Here is an 18840-nt window from a genome sequence, read left to right as displayed (position 1 = left end):
TTGCATGAAAATGAAGTACACCCTCACTTTTGACGGACATCCCTCTCCCAATATTGGGAGAGGGAAAGAGGGTGAGGGATTTGCTAACTGTACCTGATTCACTTGAAATTTGCTGTATGAATTTACAATTCACGGGTATGACCAGACGTAGCATTGCTACGTCTCTACAATGATTTGGCATCGAGCTACAAAAATGTATGCAAACATAATTCATGACCAAATTCAGCAACGCCCAAAAATCAAATAGGAGTCCTATATTTTCAATTCATACGGACATAAATAAATTGAATTTACTGTTTATATTTCGTCACTTAGAGGACAATTTATAAAAGCTTGTAATTATTTTTGGCTAAAAATTAGTTACGTTTATTTACAAATTCATACTTAAGATTTTGGTATTTTCATGTATAGATTATACCCATAGCCAAGTTTACCACTTGATAAGAATTGTTGCTGTTATTTGCAAGTCAATTTGATTGCGGAAGTAATCATAATCAGCGAAGTAAGCAATTTTTTAAAAAAGGGAGTATATCATGTCTTGTAAATCTGGTGAATGGCAGCGAGAAAGACGCACGTTAGAAGTTTTATCTTCCCTCAGTTATCGTACGGGAGAACTTAAACGCTATTTAAGAGAAATTACCTTGGGTGTGAGTGAATTACTTGAGCTAGATTGCTCAGTCGTCACTCTTTGCCAGAATGGTTTCGAGAAGGTGCTAGCTAGTAGTATAGACATGGGTGATGAAGGTGAAGAAATATATTCATTACATGGTCTTTTAACTGGCACTGTGGTGGAGACGAAGCAAAGCCTTGTAGTAGAAGATACGAAAATCTATACTGATTATGGTAAAGCACCAGAGGGGTATCGAGCTTATTTAGGTGTACCTTTACGTACTTCTCAAGGTGAAGTGATTGGCACAATTTGTTCTTTTCACAAAACACCACGCCAATTTACTGCTGAAGAGGTTGGTATCGCTGAGTTATTTGCAGAACGTGCAGCAACAGCGATAGATAACTATTATCTTTACCAGCAACAGTTGCAATTTAATCAGATTTTAGAAGCAGAGGTAGCACGTAGAACAGAAGAATTGCGGGTAGCGCAAGCTCAAATAGTGGAACAAGAAAGGTTAGCTGCAATTGGTGAATTTGCTGCCTGCATTATCCATGAAATTCGCAACCCTTTTACCACGATGAAAATGGGGTTAAACTTTTTTCAGAGACTGGATTTATCTGCACCAGCAAAAGAGCGATTATCTCTGGCATTAGACGAAGCGAATCGATTGGAGAGATTATTAAAAGAAATATTGCTTTACGCTAAGCCACAGACTTTGCAACTAGAAAATATTGAGATTAACGAATTGATTAATGAAATCCAAGCATCGCTGCGAGATATGCCGGAAGCAGTGAGGAGAGAGATTGAATTTTTTCCAGCAACAACTGCGGCGAAGGTATTAGGTGACAAAGATAAATTAAAGCAAGTATTGATTAATTTAGTCCGGAATGCGTATGAAGCGATCGCAGAAGGAGATACTGTAAAGTTGCAAATTTGTAGTAATACCAATATAAATCAAGTCTGCATTAATATACATAATGATGGCGAACCCATAGCTCTAGAGGTTTTGCCTAAGTTAGTTCAGCCTTTTTACTCGACAAAATCCTCTGGAACTGGGTTAGGACTTGCTATTAGCAAACGCATTGTGGAAGCTCATGGTGGAGAGTTGTCAATTAAATCAAATGCTCTGGAAGGAACTACAGTCAGCGTGCAATTGCCAATGATTGCTGCTTGACTTTGTTATTTCACTTGCTGTTAGCAATAGACTGCGACATCCTCACCACATTCATCTGCAAGATAGCAGAGAGCTTTGAAACGCAAACTTACAACTTCTTCGTAAAGGGGGTTGAGCTTACACATTGGAGGAATGTGAAATAGCTTGCGACCAAATACTACAACATCACGTTCAAAAGGACATTGAGCAGGAATAAGTTTACAGAGAAAATGAGCAAGTTTGGCGTTATGAATTTCTATAGATTCTAACCAATAACGAATGGGCTGGAGTAGGTCGTGTTGTCTTTGGATTTGAGTAAAGCTTGTCATAGTTCTTACCTGGGAATTTAGAATTTCAAATAAGGTTCTACTGGGTTGGGTTTGAATCCTTCCTATATATAATTACGGTTGGATTCTTTAGTTTTACGCAAAAGTTCCTTTTTTTTTTGAGGGATTTTTTTGAGTGTATCTCTCGTCTTTAGGAACATCTCTAACTACAAACTCTGGTAGCAGGTTTCCGGATTAACTCACGCATCAGCTAAAATTTTTACGCTACACCAGGATAACTCGCTCTAAAATTTCCCATTCATATATATTGTGTAAATTCAGACTGCAATCGCCTTCATCCAATTGACTCATCCAATCGGGTGATTGTTCCATCTCAACACGAGCCAGAGGCTTTTAATTCTCGTAACTAGGTTGAACCCACGAGGGTGGTGGGCTTGCCTGGGGGCTGTTGCATAGGCGTGCAAGATGTGAAATAAAAAAGTCATTTAGGAAGATAACGCTTTCTCGTGGCAGCTTTTTGCAATTCTTGCTGAAGAAAGAAATTTAACACAGTCCGCAACACGATGATTACTGCTAGCTTACCGATTTCATTTGTTGGTCGTCCAACGATGAATTTTGACTGAGAGACAGTTGGGAATGGATGAGTTTGTGGTGGGATGAGGTGGGCGATCGCCCTCTTATATACCTTCACAAGCAGGCGATCGCCTTATCTACAAATATTCAAAACTAGCTTTTAAGTAAGTAGCAGCAATAAACATCACTATGTTAAGAAACATAAAATTGCTGAAACACTTACCAATGACAAATGACTAATGACGACCCTTACTAGTTAACTTTATTTGTGCCGTTCTACTTAAATCAACAATCTTGCGCAAATCAAAGAAATTTAAGTTAGTAATATAAGGCGTACCAGCCAAACCGGGAATATCGGGGATGAAGGGGGATGTACCAGTGTTAATAACTACTAAAGGTGCTTGAAAAGTTTCGCCACCGCCTGTGACTGTACGTTCTCCGGTGAAAGAAGCTTCGGCTTTAACTACCTTGACACCAGCATTATCTAAACGCTTTTCTACGCCACCGTTGAAACTACCACGAATACCGCGCACACGTTCCATCACTGCGGGAAAATCAACTTTAATTTGTGCGTGGATGCCTAATTTTTCTGCTTGTCTTGTTCTACCTGCGGCGTGTACTGCTGCTAAGAAAGCTTTAGAAGGAGTACAGCCATAATTAATACAACTTCCACCTAAGGCGCTGCGTTCAAATAACGCAACGTTTTTGCCTTTTTTGGCTAAGTCTATTGCCAAAGGAACGCCACCTTGGCCACTACCTATGATGATTGCATCTAGTGTTTCCATAATTTTTTAGAGGAACGAACCACAAAGAACACGAAGAGGAGATAAGAAAGGAAGATAAAACAATAGTAGTAAGCTAAAGCACATTTAATTTGCATATTGAAATTTTTTCAAACTCTTGTGGAGTGGGCATCTTGCCCGCCCAGATCATGTAATTTAAATGTGGAATAGCTTAAAACTCTTGCAAGCGTTAATTGTTGATAATGCGATCGCAGATACACACAGATAGATTCAATATTACTGCCTACTATTCGTGTTATCTGGTAACAGGTTCTATCTGATTTTTTGTAATTTTTGCAGGTTGATTTGCTCTGCTATACTCTCCTACCTGTTGAATAAGTTTTGCAACTAATCCAGTCCATCCTGTTTGATGACTTGCGCCAATTCCTGCGCCGTTGTTTCCATGAAAATATTCATTTTTCTTCTACTATTTGGGAATAGGGAAATGCTCTGTGGGGATATTTGTAGAGACATTTCATATAGGAATGGGTAGGTGTATTGTCTAAATAAAAGTAATATTCTTTAACATCTTCCCCATGATTACCTTCATTTCCTGTTAAACCAAACAGGCGTTCTTTGATAATTGCATCTTCACCATTCCAAAGGGCGATCGCAAAACAAAGTCTCTGATGGTTATCAGAAATACCAGCAATACCGTCTTCACCCCAACGATAAGCACGCGATCGCGCCTGATCGTGCGAAAAATAATCCCATGCTGAACCTGTTGCACTGTAATCTTCCCGTACTGTTCCCCACTGGCGTTCACTTAAATATGGCCCCCAGCGTCGCCAGTGGACTTGGCGATCGCGTGCTGCTTGCAACCTTTTTTCTTCTGCTGTGATGTTTGCCATATTATTGATGGATTCTGTTTTAGTTTTGTTAGTATTTCGAGGATAGTGGTATATTTTTGACTACTAACTACTATCTACTAACTACTAACAGTTAGATCGACATACTTAAAGTATTTGTTATTTATCCTAATTAGAAATGATAGTTTGATTAAAAATAGATAAGTTAAAAGCAAATAATTATAGATAATAAACTCAGAGAAAACTCATAATAAAACTTAACTAATGTAAACAAATATTTGAGCAAAGACAAAATCTTCAACCTCATCTGCTAAGAGTTAGTGAGATTGAAGCTATGCCGGAAACTCTAAACATACATCCTCTCAATTCTCCAGCGGTGAGAAATACCAAATCCCTCAGTGATGCTGTAGGCATGAAAAATATAGGTGTTCATTTAGTGCGAGTAGAGCCAGGAAAATAAACTACTCAATTTCACTTTCATCACTGTGAAGAGGAATTTATTTACATTATTTTTGGAAGAGGAATAGCTGAGATCGGTGACGAAGAATTTGAGGTAGCAGCTGGTGACTTTATGGGATTCACTACGCCTTGTTAAGAGATCCCTATTTTCAAGTTAGAATCCCAGGAGCTTTTCACCTACAACGAGGGAATGAAAATCTCTTCCCCAATCCTCAATCCCCAATCCCCAATCCCTATTTTCAAGACAGATGTCAGTTAGGATACTTTACGTTACATAAAGCACCCTAACTAATTTCTCCCTTTTTACCTAGAAACCGCCAGAAGGTTCTTTCTACCTGTTCTTAGGCTTGGCGTAGGTAGTTTACTTTTCAGTCTGCACGATAGAGAATCAATGATAAAAACAATCAGTTAATCTCAACTAACTGGATATCGAAGATCAATTCCTGTCCTGCTAAGGGGTGATTGGCGTCCAAAGTCACCTGAGAATCAGAAACATTTGTGACAACGACTGGAATTACCTGACCACTATTTTGGGAAATTTGCAATAGTTGACCGACCTTTACTGGAACATCTGTTGGTATTCGCTGTTTTTCAACTACCATAACCAATTCTGGACGATAAGGGCCATAAGCTTGGTCAGCGGAAATCGTTGCAGTTTTTGATTCTCCTGGCGCCATGCCAACTACAGCCTCTTCAAAGCCGGGAATGACTACTCCCTCACCAATAGAAAACTGTAAAGGATCTCGCTCAGCAGAGGAATCAAACACTGTGCCATCATCTAGTTTGCCTGTATAGTGAACTTTTACAGTATCACCCAGTTTGGCTTGTGTCATTTGTTGTCTCCTTTATTATTGTACGGTGAAGCTACTAAGGATTTATTCATCTACCGAAATAACCGCTCAGTCTTCTTTTTATGGCTGACCGATTGACAAAATTTTTGCAACGTGAACGCTACTTCAGAGATATTTACCCACTTGTTCAGAGAACTATTCAGTTCGCTGAAAGGCTTGATGAGTCTAAATCAATTTAGCTAGGGTTGCCAAAGTGCTATGGACTGCTGCTTTGGTTTCGTTACGAAAATTTATCTAAGCAAGGCTTTGAACGTGTTTGGAAAAGTGGTAGTCTTAAATTTTAATTTCCTTGCTAGTTCGAGCATCTATAAATCCACGTTTGCCTAAATAAAACCAGGTAAAGGTAAAAAGATAAGTTTAACTCCTCATTCAATCTCCGCTCACTACTTCTTTTCACCCTAGTACTTCTACGAAGAAATCTATCCCTATTTTGTTATTTATTAAGATTTCTCCTGTAACAAAACTTTGGTTCATCCGATGTTGGAGTGTGACGAGCCAGGATATTAGAAATGTCTGTAAGCGAGAGAATAGGAAACCTCAATGACTAAACTGAGAAAATTTGCAAACATTTGGACGGTGTAGGTGAAAACAAGCGGCTGTGGCTGGTAAATTTCAGCAAATTGCTTAGAAATTAGCTAGGATTTTAGTAGCCTGGGTGACTAGCTCAACGGTAGAGCAGTGGACTCTTAATCCATTGGTTGCGGGTTCAAATCCCTCGTCACCCACTTTAGCTAGAATCGATAGAATCTTGACTATGGACTTAAGGTAATTTGTAGCTGGCAACTTTTACAGTTAACTGACCTTGGCGAGGATCTTGGGTGAATATAAAAGCCCCTTGTTCTTTTTCCCCACGAGATAAAAAATCAATTTGTTGCTCAGCTGTTTCTGCGACTTTCCCTTCGATCTGCAACTCAGCTATGATTTGAACTGATTCAGCTGTCTCTCCACCGGTATTAACGACTTCAAAAGGAACGTAATATTGTCCTTCGACTTCCCGAATTCTCTGGTTATTACTCACAGAAAGAACAGGAGGTTCCTCTTTTTCGTTTAACCAAATGTACCCCACTAAACCAACAACTACAGCCAGGATCGATGAGGCAAGGCTAAAAGTAACCCATTCAGCAGTCGAACGCTTTGGCCGTTCTTGTTCTTTATTCATAGAGCCAACCTACCAGCAGCACCACCTATGGTTGCAGGTAGCCCCAGCAGCAAGGTGTATTCTAACCATACATTCCAAGGATCGCTAAAAGTTAACTTTTGAAAAAACCACAGCATTAATGCCGCCGCTAGCGTAGTTTTACGTTAAAAATTCAATATTGAAAACTCCACCGAATAAACTCAGTGGAGTTTTTTATCATTTTCAGGGAAACATAAACAAAGGTTAATTCCGATAAAATCGGCTCTAACCATATATCTTTGTTTACATCCTCTATACTGTGCTGCGCCGAGTTATTAAACCCCAGATAAAAATTGCAATTATTGCTCCAATGATAGCAACAATTAAACCAGGAATACTGAAACCTGCTCCAGTAATAACTAGGTTCCCCGTCTGTATCAAATTATATAAGCTTCCTCCAATTAAGGAACCAATAATACCTAGAATAATTGTTGCTACAATTCCGCCTCCTTGGGGACCAGGGTAGATAGCTTTAGCAATAGCCCCGGCGATTAGACCTAGAATTATCCATGCAATCAGATTGATCATAATTTCAATCCTCTACCATCTTCTATTACCAATCCTGTTACTACTATAACAATTACCAATTATCATTTCTTCTATCAAAGGTTAAATAACTTATTCTCTCGCAAGAAATAATAATTAGGAATAAATCTAAATAAAACTACCAATATCAATTGTCACAGTACTTATTAAGATAGTGTTGCTAGTTGTAATTTACTTAGTTGATATGTGTTTGTTTTACTAAATATTTACAGTCGTCCTAAATAGAAATGTTGCAAAAGTTAATTTTGCTCAAAAATAACCTTTGATACCATTTCACAAAAATTACAAGAGCGATGAATCCACCGTACCCAAGTAACTTGATACTTAGTGTCTTTGTGCCTTTGTGGTTCAAAAAGAAATTTTATTAACCACTAAGACACAAAGACACAAAGATTCTTAACTAGCATATAGTTCTGCTTTTCCCCGATCTGGCACATATGGCTTTTCTACACCTTGTGCAAGATATTCAGCCAGCTGAGATTCTATTTGGTCGCGGACAATTTGGCGATATTCTAGAAAATGCTCGATGTGAGCGCAGGTGGCTAAGTAATGCTCTGCAACACCAGGATTATGCTTGAGAATACTGAATAGGTGATGCCAGAATTTCCAGCGAGTTTGGCGTTTTATCCCTTGTCGCCAAATCACAATCAGTAGTGCTTTCACAACTACCCACTCCGGCATTTTGAAGGGTGCTTTCCACTTCGGCGTACCCATCATTAGGAAACAGCGATAGGTGCGATCCAGGTATTTTGCTGGGTCATATAAAGCACAAAAAGCTTCAATATATTCTCTAGCAATGTCTTCTAGGGGACGAGTAGGGATAAAGTTCATCAAGGTGGTTTGGTTGATGTTACCATCTTTGTTTTCCCGCAGTCGTCCTTCTTTTTTCAGGCGATGCCACAGTGCTGTATCTGGCAGTGCTTGTAACATCGCGAAGGTGGTGGAGGGAATTGCTGCTTGTTCGGCAAAGCAGACAATGCGATCGCCCGCACCTGCTTTTTCGCCATCAAACCCAATGATAAACCCAGCCATTGGGCGCAACCCAGCTTTAATGATGGTTTGCACTGATTCAACTAAGGAACTGCGGGTATTTTGAAACTTTTTCGTCAATTGCAGACTTTCTTCATCCGGTGTTTCAATTCCCAAGAACACCGCAGCAAAACCACACTCAACCATCAACTCCATCAATTCTGGATCTTGCGCCAAATCAACTGAAGCTTCTGTGTCAAAGCGGAAGGGATAATTATGTTGCTGCATCCAGACTTTTAACTCTTTCAGCAACAACTTGACATTGCGTTTATTACCAATAAAGTTGTCATCCACCATGAAAACACCCCGCCGCCAACCCAATTCGTAGAGGTAATCTAACTCTGTCAACAGTTGCGCCGGAGTTTTGGTGCGTGGTTTACGCCCATACAAAACAATAATGTCGCAAAATTCGCACTGGAAAGGACAACCCCGCGAAAATTGAACTGACATCATGTCATAGGCATCAAAATCCAGCAAATCAAAACGGGGTATTGGAGTTGTGGTTACATCTGGTTTTTCTGTAGCGCGCAAAGTACCAGATGTTTCACCGCGTTGAATTGCCTCGACAAACATTGGCAAGGTAATTTCTCCTTCATCCAGAATGAGAAAATCTGCACCAGCTGCTTTTGGTTCACTAGGTGTTGAAGTAGGATAGGGACCACCTACAGCAACTAACTTGCCACGTCTTTTTGCTTCCCGAATTTGGTCGAGCAAATCTTGTTTTTGCACTATCATTGCCGAGAAAATGACCAAATCCGCCCATGCCCACTCTTGTTCTGTGACTGCACGAATGTTGCGATCCACTAACTTAAATTCCCATTCTTGGGGCAAAATCGCTGCCACAGTTACTAATCCCAAGGGTGGAAGCAAAACTTTCCGATTTACTAATGCTAATATCTTTTCGTATGACCAAAAGGTTTTGGGAAATACAGGATAGACGAGTAAAACTCGCATAATGTTTCAATCCTCCTCACACTTTGATTTTTATCCCACCAACACTTAAGTCTTAAGTGTAATTAAATTTTTATGACATTAATTTGCATCTTAACATTTCTATCTTTTTCTCCACAGAATCCTAAAGGATGCAAATACACAAACAAAGCCTGCGATGGCAACCTTGATGTGATGCCTTCAGGCATTGCTTCCTATGAGCTTATTTATGAACAGTATTGGTTTAGATAATGTTTATCTTACTTAACAGATGTCACACCCTTAACACCGCTAATTCGCAAGACATCGCTGATGGTGGCACAGTAATTCTGTAAACCAAAACTGCCAGGATTGACGAATTTTTGATAAGAAAAATGCCGATAGTTCATACAAAATCTATCCCAAGCTGCCATTTGAATGCGAAACAAAACTATTAATAAGTTCGCTAAATAAAGAGATAGAGGGATGCGAAAGTAAATTTTTTTGCCCAGGTAAGCGCATACTTCTTCTACTGCCTGGTTTACAGTTAATGGTGTTTGACCTAAAACTAATTGTCTATTTTCATCTTCTTTAGGTGGATTATCTATTAAATATCGCACCACTGTGGCAATATCCTGACCATGAATAAAATGAAAGCTACCATCTGCTTGTAAAAAGCGGATTATATTTATATATTTTGTAACTTCGGGAATGCCAGATGTCACGTGCGAGTAAGGTTTATTGCTATCGCCACCTAAAACGAAAGTAGGAAAAACTTCGGTGACTTTAGGTGCGATCGCTAATTTCCCAATTCTCTGCAAGCAATCATATTTAGAACGAATGTAGTCTGTACCCAGTTCCCCTGCTTCCTTGAGTGGTTGATTTTTGTTATCTAAAACACTTGCAGTCGAAAAATAAATCACCTGTTCGCAGGTAGCTAGATCTAAATAATTCAGTAATTCTATAGTTTTAACTACATTAATATCAAAGGTTGCGGCACCACCCCAAGCTGTCGCTGTTAGTACCGCAGTATCTATTGTTTTCAGCAAGTCGGCTAAATACCGGATTTCTTGCATATCACCTTGCAACACGGTGATACCCGGACGGACTTGTGTGTCAATTTTTAATTTATCAGGGTTCCTAACTAACAGATATAACTCGTGGTCTGTCTCCTGAATTAAAGCTTCACTGATGTAGTGACCTATACATCCACTTGCACCGGTCACTAAAATGCGTTTTTGGTTCATAACATAGTTAGTGGTTAGTGGTTAGTGGTTAGTGGTTGGTGGTTAATGGTTAGTGGTTAGTGGTTGGTGGTTAGTGGTTAGTTGATTATTCACAAAAAATTACTACTATCTACTAACTACTATCTACTAACAACCAACAACCAACAACCAACACCCAACAACTAACAACTAACAGCGTTGAGTTGCTTAGCAGTTTCAAAGAAGAAAGCTACATTTTCTTCTGGGGTTTCTGGGAGAACACCGTGGCCGAGGTTGAGGATGTGACCCCAATTACCAGCTTTGCGAACCGTGTCGATAATGCGATCGCGGATAAACTCTTTGGAACCAAAAAGGACACCAGGATCGAGATTTCCTTGCACTTTCATGTGCTTGCCCAATCTTGCTCTTGCATCTGCCATGTCTACTGTCCAGTCTACAGTGATGACATCTGCACCAGATTTTGTCATTCTTTCTAACAAACCTGCGCTACCGCTAACCAAGAGAATCAGGGGTGTATCTGGATGGGTTTGTTTGACTTGCTGGAAAACTCGCTGCTGATAGGGGAGAGCAAAGGTTTCATAATCTTGGGGGCTTAATTGGCCTGCCCAAGAATCAAACATTTGCACAACTTGAGCGCCACAGTCAATTTGATAGCGCACGTAGGTAGCGATCGCATCTGCAAGTTTGCCTAAAAATTGATGCAGTATCGTTGGATCTGAGAACGCCATGTTTTTAATAATGGAATAGGTTTTAGAACCTTTTCCTTCCACGGCATAAGCTGCTAGTGTCCACGGTGCACCTACAAACCCCAACACTGTTGATTTGTTGCCCACTCCTTGGCGTAATGCCTGCAAAATGGTTTTGATAAACGGTAAAGACTCTTCTGGATCTAGAAGACGCAGATTATCAACTTGTTCCTGAGTACGGATGGGGGAGTGAATAATTGGCCCCTTACCTTCAGCGATATCCATGTCAATGCCCAAACCAGGCAGCGGCGTTACAATATCAGAAAATAGAATCACGCCATCTGGTTGAAAAGCCCTCCACGGCTGTAAAGAAACTTCGATCGCTACTTCCGGTATTTCTGAGCGATCGCGAAACGAAGGGTATTTCTCCCTTAAATCTCGATAAGCCTTCATATATCGTCCCGCTTGCCGCATCATCCATACTGGGGGACGATCTACAACTTCACCACGAGCTGCCCTGAGAAGAAGGGGTTCATTGGAGGAAATACCCATTTAACAGTTCATCCTAAACACTTTATTTATGTCATTGTTTAGCTTATCATTCCGGCTTTGCGCTTTTTCAGGCAGCTGGTTTTGAGTGTGAACTGAATTTAAAAAACCCAGTTTTAAAGAAACTAGGTTTTTGAGAAGTCTAAATTTTTTTTACGAGAGCTTGTATTTTATCTATCTTAATCTTATTTCATCCTTTAGCTTTTATACTTAAATCCTTTTAAGCTGAATTTCTATGCAAACAGACTCCAACACACCTTCTGTGGAAGTTTCCATTTCTAGCGCTAGCAAAGTACTTAGGTTGTTGATACCGCGATCGCAGCGACGCAAGTTTTTTATTCAATTTACTCTCATGACTGTTGTAGGGTGGGTTGTGGGTGGAATTGCCAGTATCGCCATCGAAAGAACCCTTTTGCAAGCACTCCCACCAATTATTCTCCAACAGCAACCGATATGGTACTGGTTGATAAAACTTTTCAGTAGTATTGTTTTTGCAGTGATTTTTGCCGCCGATCAAGCACTAATTCTGCGCCGATATCTATCTGCAAGATTGTGGCTGCTTGCCACTAGCGCGGGTTGGTTGATTGCTAATAGCGTTTCTGGAGGATGGATTAACTATATTTCATCCATAGCTACATCGTTAGATAAAACTTTATCTTTTGAAGAGATGGTTTTTTTTGGAGTTTTGTCAACCATCTCATATATTGGCTCTGGAATTTGGCTGGGGTTTTTGCAATGGTTAGTATTGCGGCAAAATACAGCAGGTGCTTGGTGGTGGAGTTTTCTGCCTTCAATTTCCTATTTATGCATCAGTGTTTTGGTGTGGTTACTTCCCTTGGTGCAAAACCTGATTCCAGAAGTAAACCGCACTCAGGCATTATATTTGAGTGGACAAGGATTAACAGCAGTTATTTTGGGAGTTATCCCAGCCATTGGCTTTTGTACCTTGAAAAGCTACTCTCGTCGCGCTACCACACAAAGGTAGTGGCAGCAAATTCAGGTGAAAAAATATGGATAAAATTGATTCTTTAGAAATTACAGTGACTCCACCCGTTGCTGAAAAACAGCCCCAGATCTTCGAGTTGCATGGCGACAAGCGGATTGATAACTACTTTTGGATGCGCGATCGCGATAACCCAAAAGTAATAGCCTACTTGGAAGGAGAAAATGCTTACACCCAAGCCATGATGCAGCATACGGAAGGTTTGCAAACACAGCTTTATGAAGAAATGCTGTCTCGGATCAAAGAAACAGACCTTTCCGTACCATATCGTAAAGATGAATATTACTATTATTCCCGGACTGAAGAAGGCAAAGCTTATCCCATTTACTGCCGCAAAAAAGGTAATCTCGATGCTCCCGAAGAAGTGCTATTAGACCAAAATGAAATGTCTCAAGGACATGATTTTTTCAGCATCGGAGTGTTGCAAGTTAGCCCCAATCACCAAATTTTGGCTTATTCAGTAGATACTAGTGGTTCCGAAAGATATACGTTGTATTTTTTGGACTTAAATACACATCAATTGTATCCAGAAACTATTCCTGATACTTATTTTTCTTTGGCGTGGACTAATGATAATCAGACAGTATTTTATACGAAACTAGATGTTGCCAATCGCCCATTTCAGGTATTTAGGCATACTTTAGAAACATCAGTTGATGAAGATGTTCTCATTTATCATGAACCAGATGATAGTTATTATTTAGCAGTTGGCAAAACTCGCAGTCAAGAATATATTTTGATGCATTTGGGTAGTAAAATCACATCAGAAGTTCATTATTTAGACGCTAATAATCCTAAGGGAAATTTTCAAATAATCCAACCCCGCACCACAGGTATAGAATATGATGTTGACCATCACAGCGATTATTTTTATATAGTCACAAATGAAGAAGCTATTAACTTTAAACTGATGAAAACTCAGGTAGCTTCACCAGGTAAAGAAAATTGGCAGACTGTAATTCCTCATCGCGAAGATGTGATGCTATCAGGTATTAGCCTGTTTGCCAACCACTTAGTAATTTACGAAAGAAAGGATGGGCTACCAGTCGCAAGAGTACAAAACCTGACCACCGATCAAGAACATAACATTACCTTTCCCGAACCGACCTATTCATTTTTTGAAGGCAGTAATCCAGAATTTCACACTACTACTTTACGGATACACTATACATCTTTAATCACGCCGCCATCTGTATTTGATTACGATATGGAAACGTTAGAGCGTGAGTTGAAAAAAGAAACAGAAGTTCTGGGAGGCTACGACAGAACCCAGTATCAAAGTGAAAAATTGATGGCTCCTGCACCTGACGGTACGCAAATTCCCATATCTATTGTTTATAAAAAGAGCATCAAAAAAGATGGCAAAAATCCTTTATATCTGACTGGATATGGTGCTTACGGAGCAAGTTACCCAGCATCATTTTCATCAAATCGACTTTCTTTGTTAGATCGTGGAATCATATTTGCGATCGCCCATGTTCGCGGCGGTGGAGAAATGGGACGCAAGTGGTATGAAGATGGCAAATTTTTGCACAAAAAGAACACCTTTACAGATTTTATTGCCTGTGCAGAATATTTAATTGCCGAAGGGTGGACAACAAGCCATGCGAGCGCGATTTCTGGTGGTAGTGCAGGCGGTTTATTGGTGGGAGCAGTTATGAACATGCGTCCCGACTTATTTAAAGTAGTAGTTGCCGATGTCCCCTTTGTAGACGTAGTCACAACTATACTTGATACCTCTTTACCTCTGTCAGCCATGGAATGGGAAGAATGGGGTAATCCCAACGATAAAGTTTATTACGACTATATGAAATCTTACTCGCCCTACGATAACGTCGAGGCGAAAGATTACCCAGATACCCTCATCACCGCTGGCTTGAATGATTCTCGCGTCAAATATTGGGAACCTGCCAAATGGACAGCGAAACTACGAGAACTCAAGACAGATAACAACATTCTCCTACTCAAAACCAACATGGGCGCAGGACATAGTGGTGCATCCGGACGTTATGAAAGCCTGAAAGAATTGGCGTTTGAGTATGCCTTTGTTCTGGATCGGTTAGGCTTAACTGCTTGCGAACAAAAGCAGTCTTACGGCTAAGCAAGCAACCAGCAATTGTTTCTACAGGTTCGTTTAACCCAAATTAATAATCCAACCAACGACTGATTAAACTCATATCCGAAATTGCCAAAATTGCCGTGTAACACTTGACAAAATACAGGTTAAAAGGTAATTAATATGATTCCTTCTTGGTTGATAATTGGGGCTGTAACTTTTTTAGTTGCGTTTGGTAGTTTCTTCATCACACCGCGTGATGTCAAATGGTTTGCACAGCTAACTCGTCCTCGTTGGTTAGTTTTTGAGCCTTTAATTCCGCTGATTTGGACTGTGATTTTTGTGTGCGGTGCTGCTTCAGCTTATCTTGTTTGGCAAAAAAATCCAGGAAGTTTATTTACCTGGTTGCTAATGAGTTGCTATCTCTTGCTAGAAATTATCACCGTCACCTACATACCTTTAATGTTGAGATTTCGCAGTCTCAGAATTGGGGAAATAATTGGATCGGTAGGTATTATCTTGGGTGTGCTGCTAACATTATCTGTTTTCCCAATTTCTCGATTAGCAGCTTTGTTACTCGTTCCCTATTTAATATGGAGTCCAGTTGGAACATACACCACCGAAGAATTAATACAGCTCAACCCCGAAGATTCTTAGTACATCAATAGCGAAATTTCTGTATAACACTCCGCGCCCCTTTGCGTTTTCCTTTGCGATCCTCTGCGTTTAAAATCCCTACTTTTTTACGCAAAGCCATACTTAGGTGCGTTACCAGTAACTAACGCACCAGTTACAACTAATCATCATCCGGTTCTAAATCGCTATCTTCTAGAGTATGGTGCGGTATTGCCGCAATAATCGCATCTATTACCTTTGAAACTGGTAAAATCTCGATATTTAAATCGGGGAACTTTTGCCCTTTTGGCACGATCGCTCTTTTAAACCCCAGTTTTGCCGCTTCTTTTAACCGCAGTTCCATTTGTGACACCGGGCGCACTTGTCCCCCTAACCCAACTTCACCTATTAACACAGTACCGGGGTCTACAATCCGATCTCGGAAACTGGCAACTACAGCAATTGCTACTCCCAAATCTACCGCTGGTTCTTCGACATTCAATCCGCCTGCGGAAGCAACATAGGAATCCAATTTTGACATGGGAATCCCTACCCGTTTTTCCAAGACTGCCAAAATTTGCACCAAACGGTTGTAGTCTACCCCTGTAGTAGAACGACGGGGAGAAGCGTAACTGGTAGGACTTACAAGTGCTTGCAACTCCACAACAATAGGACGAGTACCTTCACAAGCGACGACGATCGCCGTACCGGGCCCTGGATCGTCACGGTTACCCAAAAATAGTTCTGAGGGGTTGGAAACTTCCCGCAACCCGTGTTCTACCATTTCAAAAATGCCAATTTCGTGAGTAGCACCAAAGCGGTTTTTTACTGTGCGTAATAACCGATGGGAAGCAAAGCGATCGCCTTCAAAATACAACACAGTATCAACAAGGTGTTCCAAAACTTTCGGCCCTGCGATCGCCCCTTCTTTGGTGACGTGTCCCACAATTAACATAGTGATGTCTTCATGCTTTGCCACCTTCATTAAAGCTGCGGTACATTCACGTACCTGTGCTACCGAACCAGGTGCCGAGGTAAGAGCAGGAAAGAACACTGTTTGAATACTATCAATCACCGCCAGATTCGGTTTGAGGGAATCTACTTCCTTTAATATCTCCTCCAAATCTGTTTCCGGTAATACATATAAATCTGCGTCGCTTCTTTCTATTTTTATAGATTCTAAAGTATTTTCTGTTACTTCTTCACTTTTGTTTCCGTTACCATTGTCATTGCCAACCACGTTGAGGGATTTTGTCACTCCTAGGCGTGAAGCTCTTAGCTTCACCTGCTGCCCTGATTCTTCCCCAGAGACGTAGAGGATGCGGTATCTCTGCGCTAGTTCATTTGATACCTGTAGTAGTAGCGTAGATTTACCTATACCCGGATCGCCACCAATCAGCACCATTGAACCAGGAACAACACCACCGCCCAAGACTCGATCTAGTTCGCCATAACCAGAAGGCCAGCGTGTGACTTGGCGATCGCTAATTTGGTCAAATCTAAGAGAAGCTCGTGGCTTAGCTGGCTTATTAGCAGATTTACTTGTTCCTTGTTGGGAATGCCAACTACTCACCCCTCGACTTGGTATATCTGTTGAGGATTGGATGGCAATTTCTTCTTCTAGAGAATTGTATGTACCACACGATGGACACTTACCAAACCATTGGGGAGATTCTGCGCCACATTGGTTACAAACGTAATAAGTTTTTGGCTTTGGCATTCTTAATCTTATTAAATAATCTTAATTTTTCCTTAATTCTTTAAGCAAACAAAAAGTCAATAATAGTAGTAGTTTTGGCTTTCCCCAACGTAATTATTGGAATGATATCTTAATATTATGGTATGAAAAATTAATCATGAAAAATTTTAGTTAAGGAGCGTTGAGAAACTTGGAAAGTCATAAAGAAAAAATTCTGGTAGTTGATGACGAGGCCAGCATTCGTCGTATTTTAGAAACACGCCTTTCAATGATTGGTTACGACGTGGTGACAGCTGGTGATGGCGAAGAAGCTTTGGAAACTTTCCGCAAAACTGACCCTGATTTGGTGGTTTTGGATGTGATGATGCCCAAGCTTGATGGCTACGGCGTCTGTCAAGAATTACGTAAAGAATCAGATGTCCCAATTATTATGCTAACAGCCTTGGGAGATGTAGCCGATCGCATCACCGGTCTGGAATTGGGTGCTGATGATTACGTAGTTAAACCTTTTTCCCCAAAAGAACTCGAAGCTCGCATTCGCTCAGTACTGCGACGGGTAGACAAAACCGGCGCTTCTGGGATACCTAGTTCTGGGGTAATCCATGTTGGCAACATCAAAATCGACACAAATAAGCGGCAAGTCTACAAAGGTGATGAGCGCATTCGCTTGACAGGTATGGAATTTAGCTTGTTAGAGTTGTTGGTAAGTCGCTCTGGCGAAGCTTTTTCCCGCTCGGAAATTTTGCAGGAAGTATGGGGATACACACCAGAACGCCATGTGGATACCCGTGTAGTAGATGTACATATTTCGCGTCTGCGGGCAAAGCTGGAGGACGATCCCAGCAACCCAGAGTTAATTCTCACAGCTAGAGGAACAGGCTATCTTTTTCAACGGATCATTGAACCAGGGGAGGAGTAATAAAAATGGGGAGATGGGGAGATAGGGAGATGGGGTGAAAATCAAGCTCAGAATTCCTAACTCCTAAGTCAGTACTGTAGAAACATGGCTAAATCTGATCCGAATCGCATTTTGCGGCTTCTACCTATTGTTGTTGGTGGATTAGGCGCTGTACTTTTGCTGATTAATCGGTTGCTGACATCAGATATAACAGACTCCCAAGCCCGTGCAGATGTCCTAGGTGTGATTTTAAGTGGAGTGTTAATTTTGACTGGTTTGCTTTGGCAGCAGGTACAACCCCAACCGCCTGATGCGGTAGAACTAATTGGAGAAGAAGGTTTTGTACTTGCTCCAGATTTGCCAGAGAGAATCAAAATAGAACTAGCTTGGGCATCTCATTTGTTATTAACTAATACAGTAACGCGATCGCTGGTTGTTTTTTATCAAGGTCAAGTTTTGTTGCGACGCGGAATTTTAAGCACAAAATCAGAGGTGACAATAGGGCCAATTTTAAAGCGGGTACTAGAAACACAAAAACCCGTTTATTTGGTTAATTTAAAAGTCTATCCAGGAAAAATTGAATTTGATTATTTACCAGAAAATACCCAAGGAATAATTTGTCAACCTATAGGCAAAGAAGGTGTTTTAATTTTAGGAGCAAATGCTCCTCGCAGTTATACCAAACAAGATGAAAACTGGATCGCTGGAATTGCTGATAAATTAGCTGTTACTCTAGGTGAGGTAATGGGTAATGAGTAATGGGAGAGAAAATTACCAATTATCAATTACCAATTACCAATTACCCTTACGGGTACTCTGCCTTAAGCCGCCCTGCGGGCGTCTACATGGGGGACTCACCGGCCCCCACGACCGACAGGGAGTGGGGATTGGGGGCTTCGGGGTCCCCTCTGGGGTTGGGGGAG

Annotated in this window: 18 protein-coding genes, 1 tRNA gene and 2 pseudogenes; 9 read left to right on the top strand and 12 right to left on the bottom strand. The window is 40.7% G+C overall.

Going from position 1 to position 18840, the window contains the following annotated elements; translation table 11 throughout:
• The first annotated feature begins 533 nt into the window (after positions 1–533).
• On the top strand, positions 534–1784 hold the full coding sequence (locus HXY43_RS26015) for a GAF domain-containing sensor histidine kinase (RefSeq protein ID WP_290889904.1): 1251 nt from the start codon (positions 534–536) through the stop codon (positions 1782–1784).
• A gap of 20 nt (positions 1785–1804) precedes the next feature.
• Here HXY43_RS26015 and HXY43_RS26010 read toward each other — a convergent pair whose 3' ends face one another.
• The 4 genes and pseudogenes from HXY43_RS26010 to HXY43_RS25995 all read right to left on the bottom strand — a co-directional run.
• The gene (locus HXY43_RS26010; RefSeq protein WP_290889901.1) at positions 1805–2092 is read right to left on the bottom strand and encodes a Mo-dependent nitrogenase C-terminal domain-containing protein; all 288 of its coding nucleotides are present in this window, start codon (positions 2090–2092) and stop codon (positions 1805–1807) included.
• A gap of 439 nt (positions 2093–2531) precedes the next feature.
• On the bottom strand, positions 2532–2741 hold the full coding sequence (locus HXY43_RS26005) for a DUF1622 domain-containing protein (protein WP_290889898.1): 210 nt from the start codon (positions 2739–2741) through the stop codon (positions 2532–2534).
• A gap of 118 nt (positions 2742–2859) precedes the next feature.
• Positions 2860–3408: an FAD-dependent oxidoreductase gene (locus tag HXY43_RS26000; protein ID WP_290889895.1), complete on the bottom strand. Its 549-nt coding sequence runs from the start codon at positions 3406–3408 to the stop codon at positions 2860–2862.
• Positions 3409–3824: 416 nt separating this feature from the next.
• Positions 3825–4256, bottom strand: a pseudogene (locus HXY43_RS25995) (glucosidase); the annotation flags it as partial.
• 292 nt (positions 4257–4548) lie between these two features.
• Between HXY43_RS25995 and HXY43_RS25990 the strand changes: the two are divergent.
• Together HXY43_RS25990 and HXY43_RS27020 are read left to right on the top strand one after the other, a co-directional pair.
• On the top strand, positions 4549–4674 hold the full coding sequence (locus HXY43_RS25990) for a hypothetical protein (RefSeq protein WP_290889892.1): 126 nt from the start codon (positions 4549–4551) through the stop codon (positions 4672–4674).
• A gap of 39 nt (positions 4675–4713) precedes the next feature.
• A complete protein-coding gene (locus HXY43_RS27020) occupies positions 4714–4809 on the top strand; it encodes a hypothetical protein (protein WP_331280951.1) in 96 nt (31 codons plus the stop codon).
• A 268-nt stretch (positions 4810–5077) separates the two neighbouring features.
• On the opposite strand, the gene HXY43_RS25985 is transcribed toward HXY43_RS27020, so the two are convergent.
• Positions 5078–5506 carry a peptidylprolyl isomerase gene (locus tag HXY43_RS25985; protein WP_026731511.1) on the bottom strand — a complete coding sequence of 143 codons (429 nt, stop codon included), beginning with the start codon at positions 5504–5506 and terminating at the stop codon, positions 5078–5080.
• A 671-nt stretch (positions 5507–6177) separates the two neighbouring features.
• Here HXY43_RS25985 and HXY43_RS25980 point away from each other — a divergent pair.
• A tRNA-Lys gene (locus HXY43_RS25980) sits at positions 6178–6249 on the top strand.
• A gap of 35 nt (positions 6250–6284) precedes the next feature.
• On the opposite strand, the gene HXY43_RS25975 is transcribed toward HXY43_RS25980, so the two are convergent.
• From HXY43_RS25975 to hemE, 6 genes and pseudogenes are all read right to left on the bottom strand, one after another.
• Positions 6285–6683 (bottom strand): TIGR02588 family protein, encoded by a 399-nt coding sequence (locus tag HXY43_RS25975; protein ID WP_290889888.1) that lies wholly within the window; start codon positions 6681–6683, stop codon positions 6285–6287.
• Positions 6680–6841, bottom strand: a pseudogene (locus HXY43_RS25970) (DUF2391 family protein); the annotation flags it as partial. The pseudogene HXY43_RS25970 and the gene HXY43_RS25975, both read right to left, overlap by 4 nt.
• Before the next feature lie 112 nt (positions 6842–6953).
• Positions 6954–7229 carry a GlsB/YeaQ/YmgE family stress response membrane protein gene (locus HXY43_RS25965; protein WP_035139392.1) on the bottom strand — a complete coding sequence of 92 codons (276 nt, stop codon included), beginning with the start codon at positions 7227–7229 and terminating at the stop codon, positions 6954–6956.
• 414 nt (positions 7230–7643) lie between these two features.
• Positions 7644–9230: a B12-binding domain-containing radical SAM protein gene (locus tag HXY43_RS25960; protein ID WP_290889883.1), complete on the bottom strand. Its 1587-nt coding sequence runs from the start codon at positions 9228–9230 to the stop codon at positions 7644–7646.
• Between the two features lie 236 nt (positions 9231–9466).
• Entirely contained in the window at positions 9467–10432 is a 966-nt protein-coding gene (locus HXY43_RS25955) for an NAD(P)-dependent oxidoreductase (protein WP_290889880.1), read from the bottom strand.
• A 161-nt stretch (positions 10433–10593) separates the two neighbouring features.
• Positions 10594–11649, bottom strand: coding sequence for a uroporphyrinogen decarboxylase (gene hemE, locus HXY43_RS25950; protein ID WP_290889877.1), 1056 nt, complete (start codon positions 11647–11649; stop codon positions 10594–10596).
• 232 nt (positions 11650–11881) lie between these two features.
• On the opposite strand from hemE, the gene HXY43_RS25945 reads away from it, so the two are divergent.
• The 3 genes from HXY43_RS25945 (at position 11882) to HXY43_RS25935 (ending at position 15362) form a co-directional block, all read left to right on the top strand.
• Positions 11882–12631: a hypothetical protein gene (locus tag HXY43_RS25945; RefSeq protein WP_290889874.1), complete on the top strand. Its 750-nt coding sequence runs from the start codon at positions 11882–11884 to the stop codon at positions 12629–12631.
• A gap of 25 nt (positions 12632–12656) precedes the next feature.
• Positions 12657–14750 carry a S9 family peptidase gene (locus tag HXY43_RS25940; RefSeq protein ID WP_290889871.1) on the top strand — a complete coding sequence of 698 codons (2094 nt, stop codon included), beginning with the start codon at positions 12657–12659 and terminating at the stop codon, positions 14748–14750.
• Positions 14751–14888: 138 nt separating this feature from the next.
• Positions 14889–15362 (top strand): TspO/MBR family protein, encoded by a 474-nt coding sequence (locus HXY43_RS25935; protein ID WP_290889868.1) that lies wholly within the window; start codon positions 14889–14891, stop codon positions 15360–15362.
• A gap of 139 nt (positions 15363–15501) precedes the next feature.
• Here the strand turns inward: HXY43_RS25935 and radA are convergent, their stop codons facing one another.
• A complete protein-coding gene (radA, locus tag HXY43_RS25930; RefSeq protein ID WP_290889866.1) occupies positions 15502–17040 on the bottom strand; it encodes a DNA repair protein RadA in 1539 nt (512 codons plus the stop codon).
• A 169-nt stretch (positions 17041–17209) separates the two neighbouring features.
• On the opposite strand from radA, the gene rpaB reads away from it, so the two are divergent.
• Complete coding sequence (gene rpaB, locus HXY43_RS25925; protein ID WP_016872551.1) at positions 17210–17938, top strand: response regulator transcription factor RpaB; 729 nt, start codon at positions 17210–17212, stop codon at positions 17936–17938.
• Between the two features lie 84 nt (positions 17939–18022).
• Complete coding sequence (locus HXY43_RS25920) at positions 18023–18676, top strand: cofactor assembly of complex C subunit B (RefSeq protein ID WP_290889862.1); 654 nt, start codon at positions 18023–18025, stop codon at positions 18674–18676.
• The last annotated feature ends 164 nt before the right edge of the window (positions 18677–18840 follow it).

Source organism: Fischerella sp., assembly GCF_013388695.1.
Lineage (GTDB): Bacteria > Cyanobacteriota > Cyanobacteriia > Cyanobacteriales > Nostocaceae > PCC9605.
This window is presented reverse-complemented; position numbering and strand designations above follow the sequence as displayed.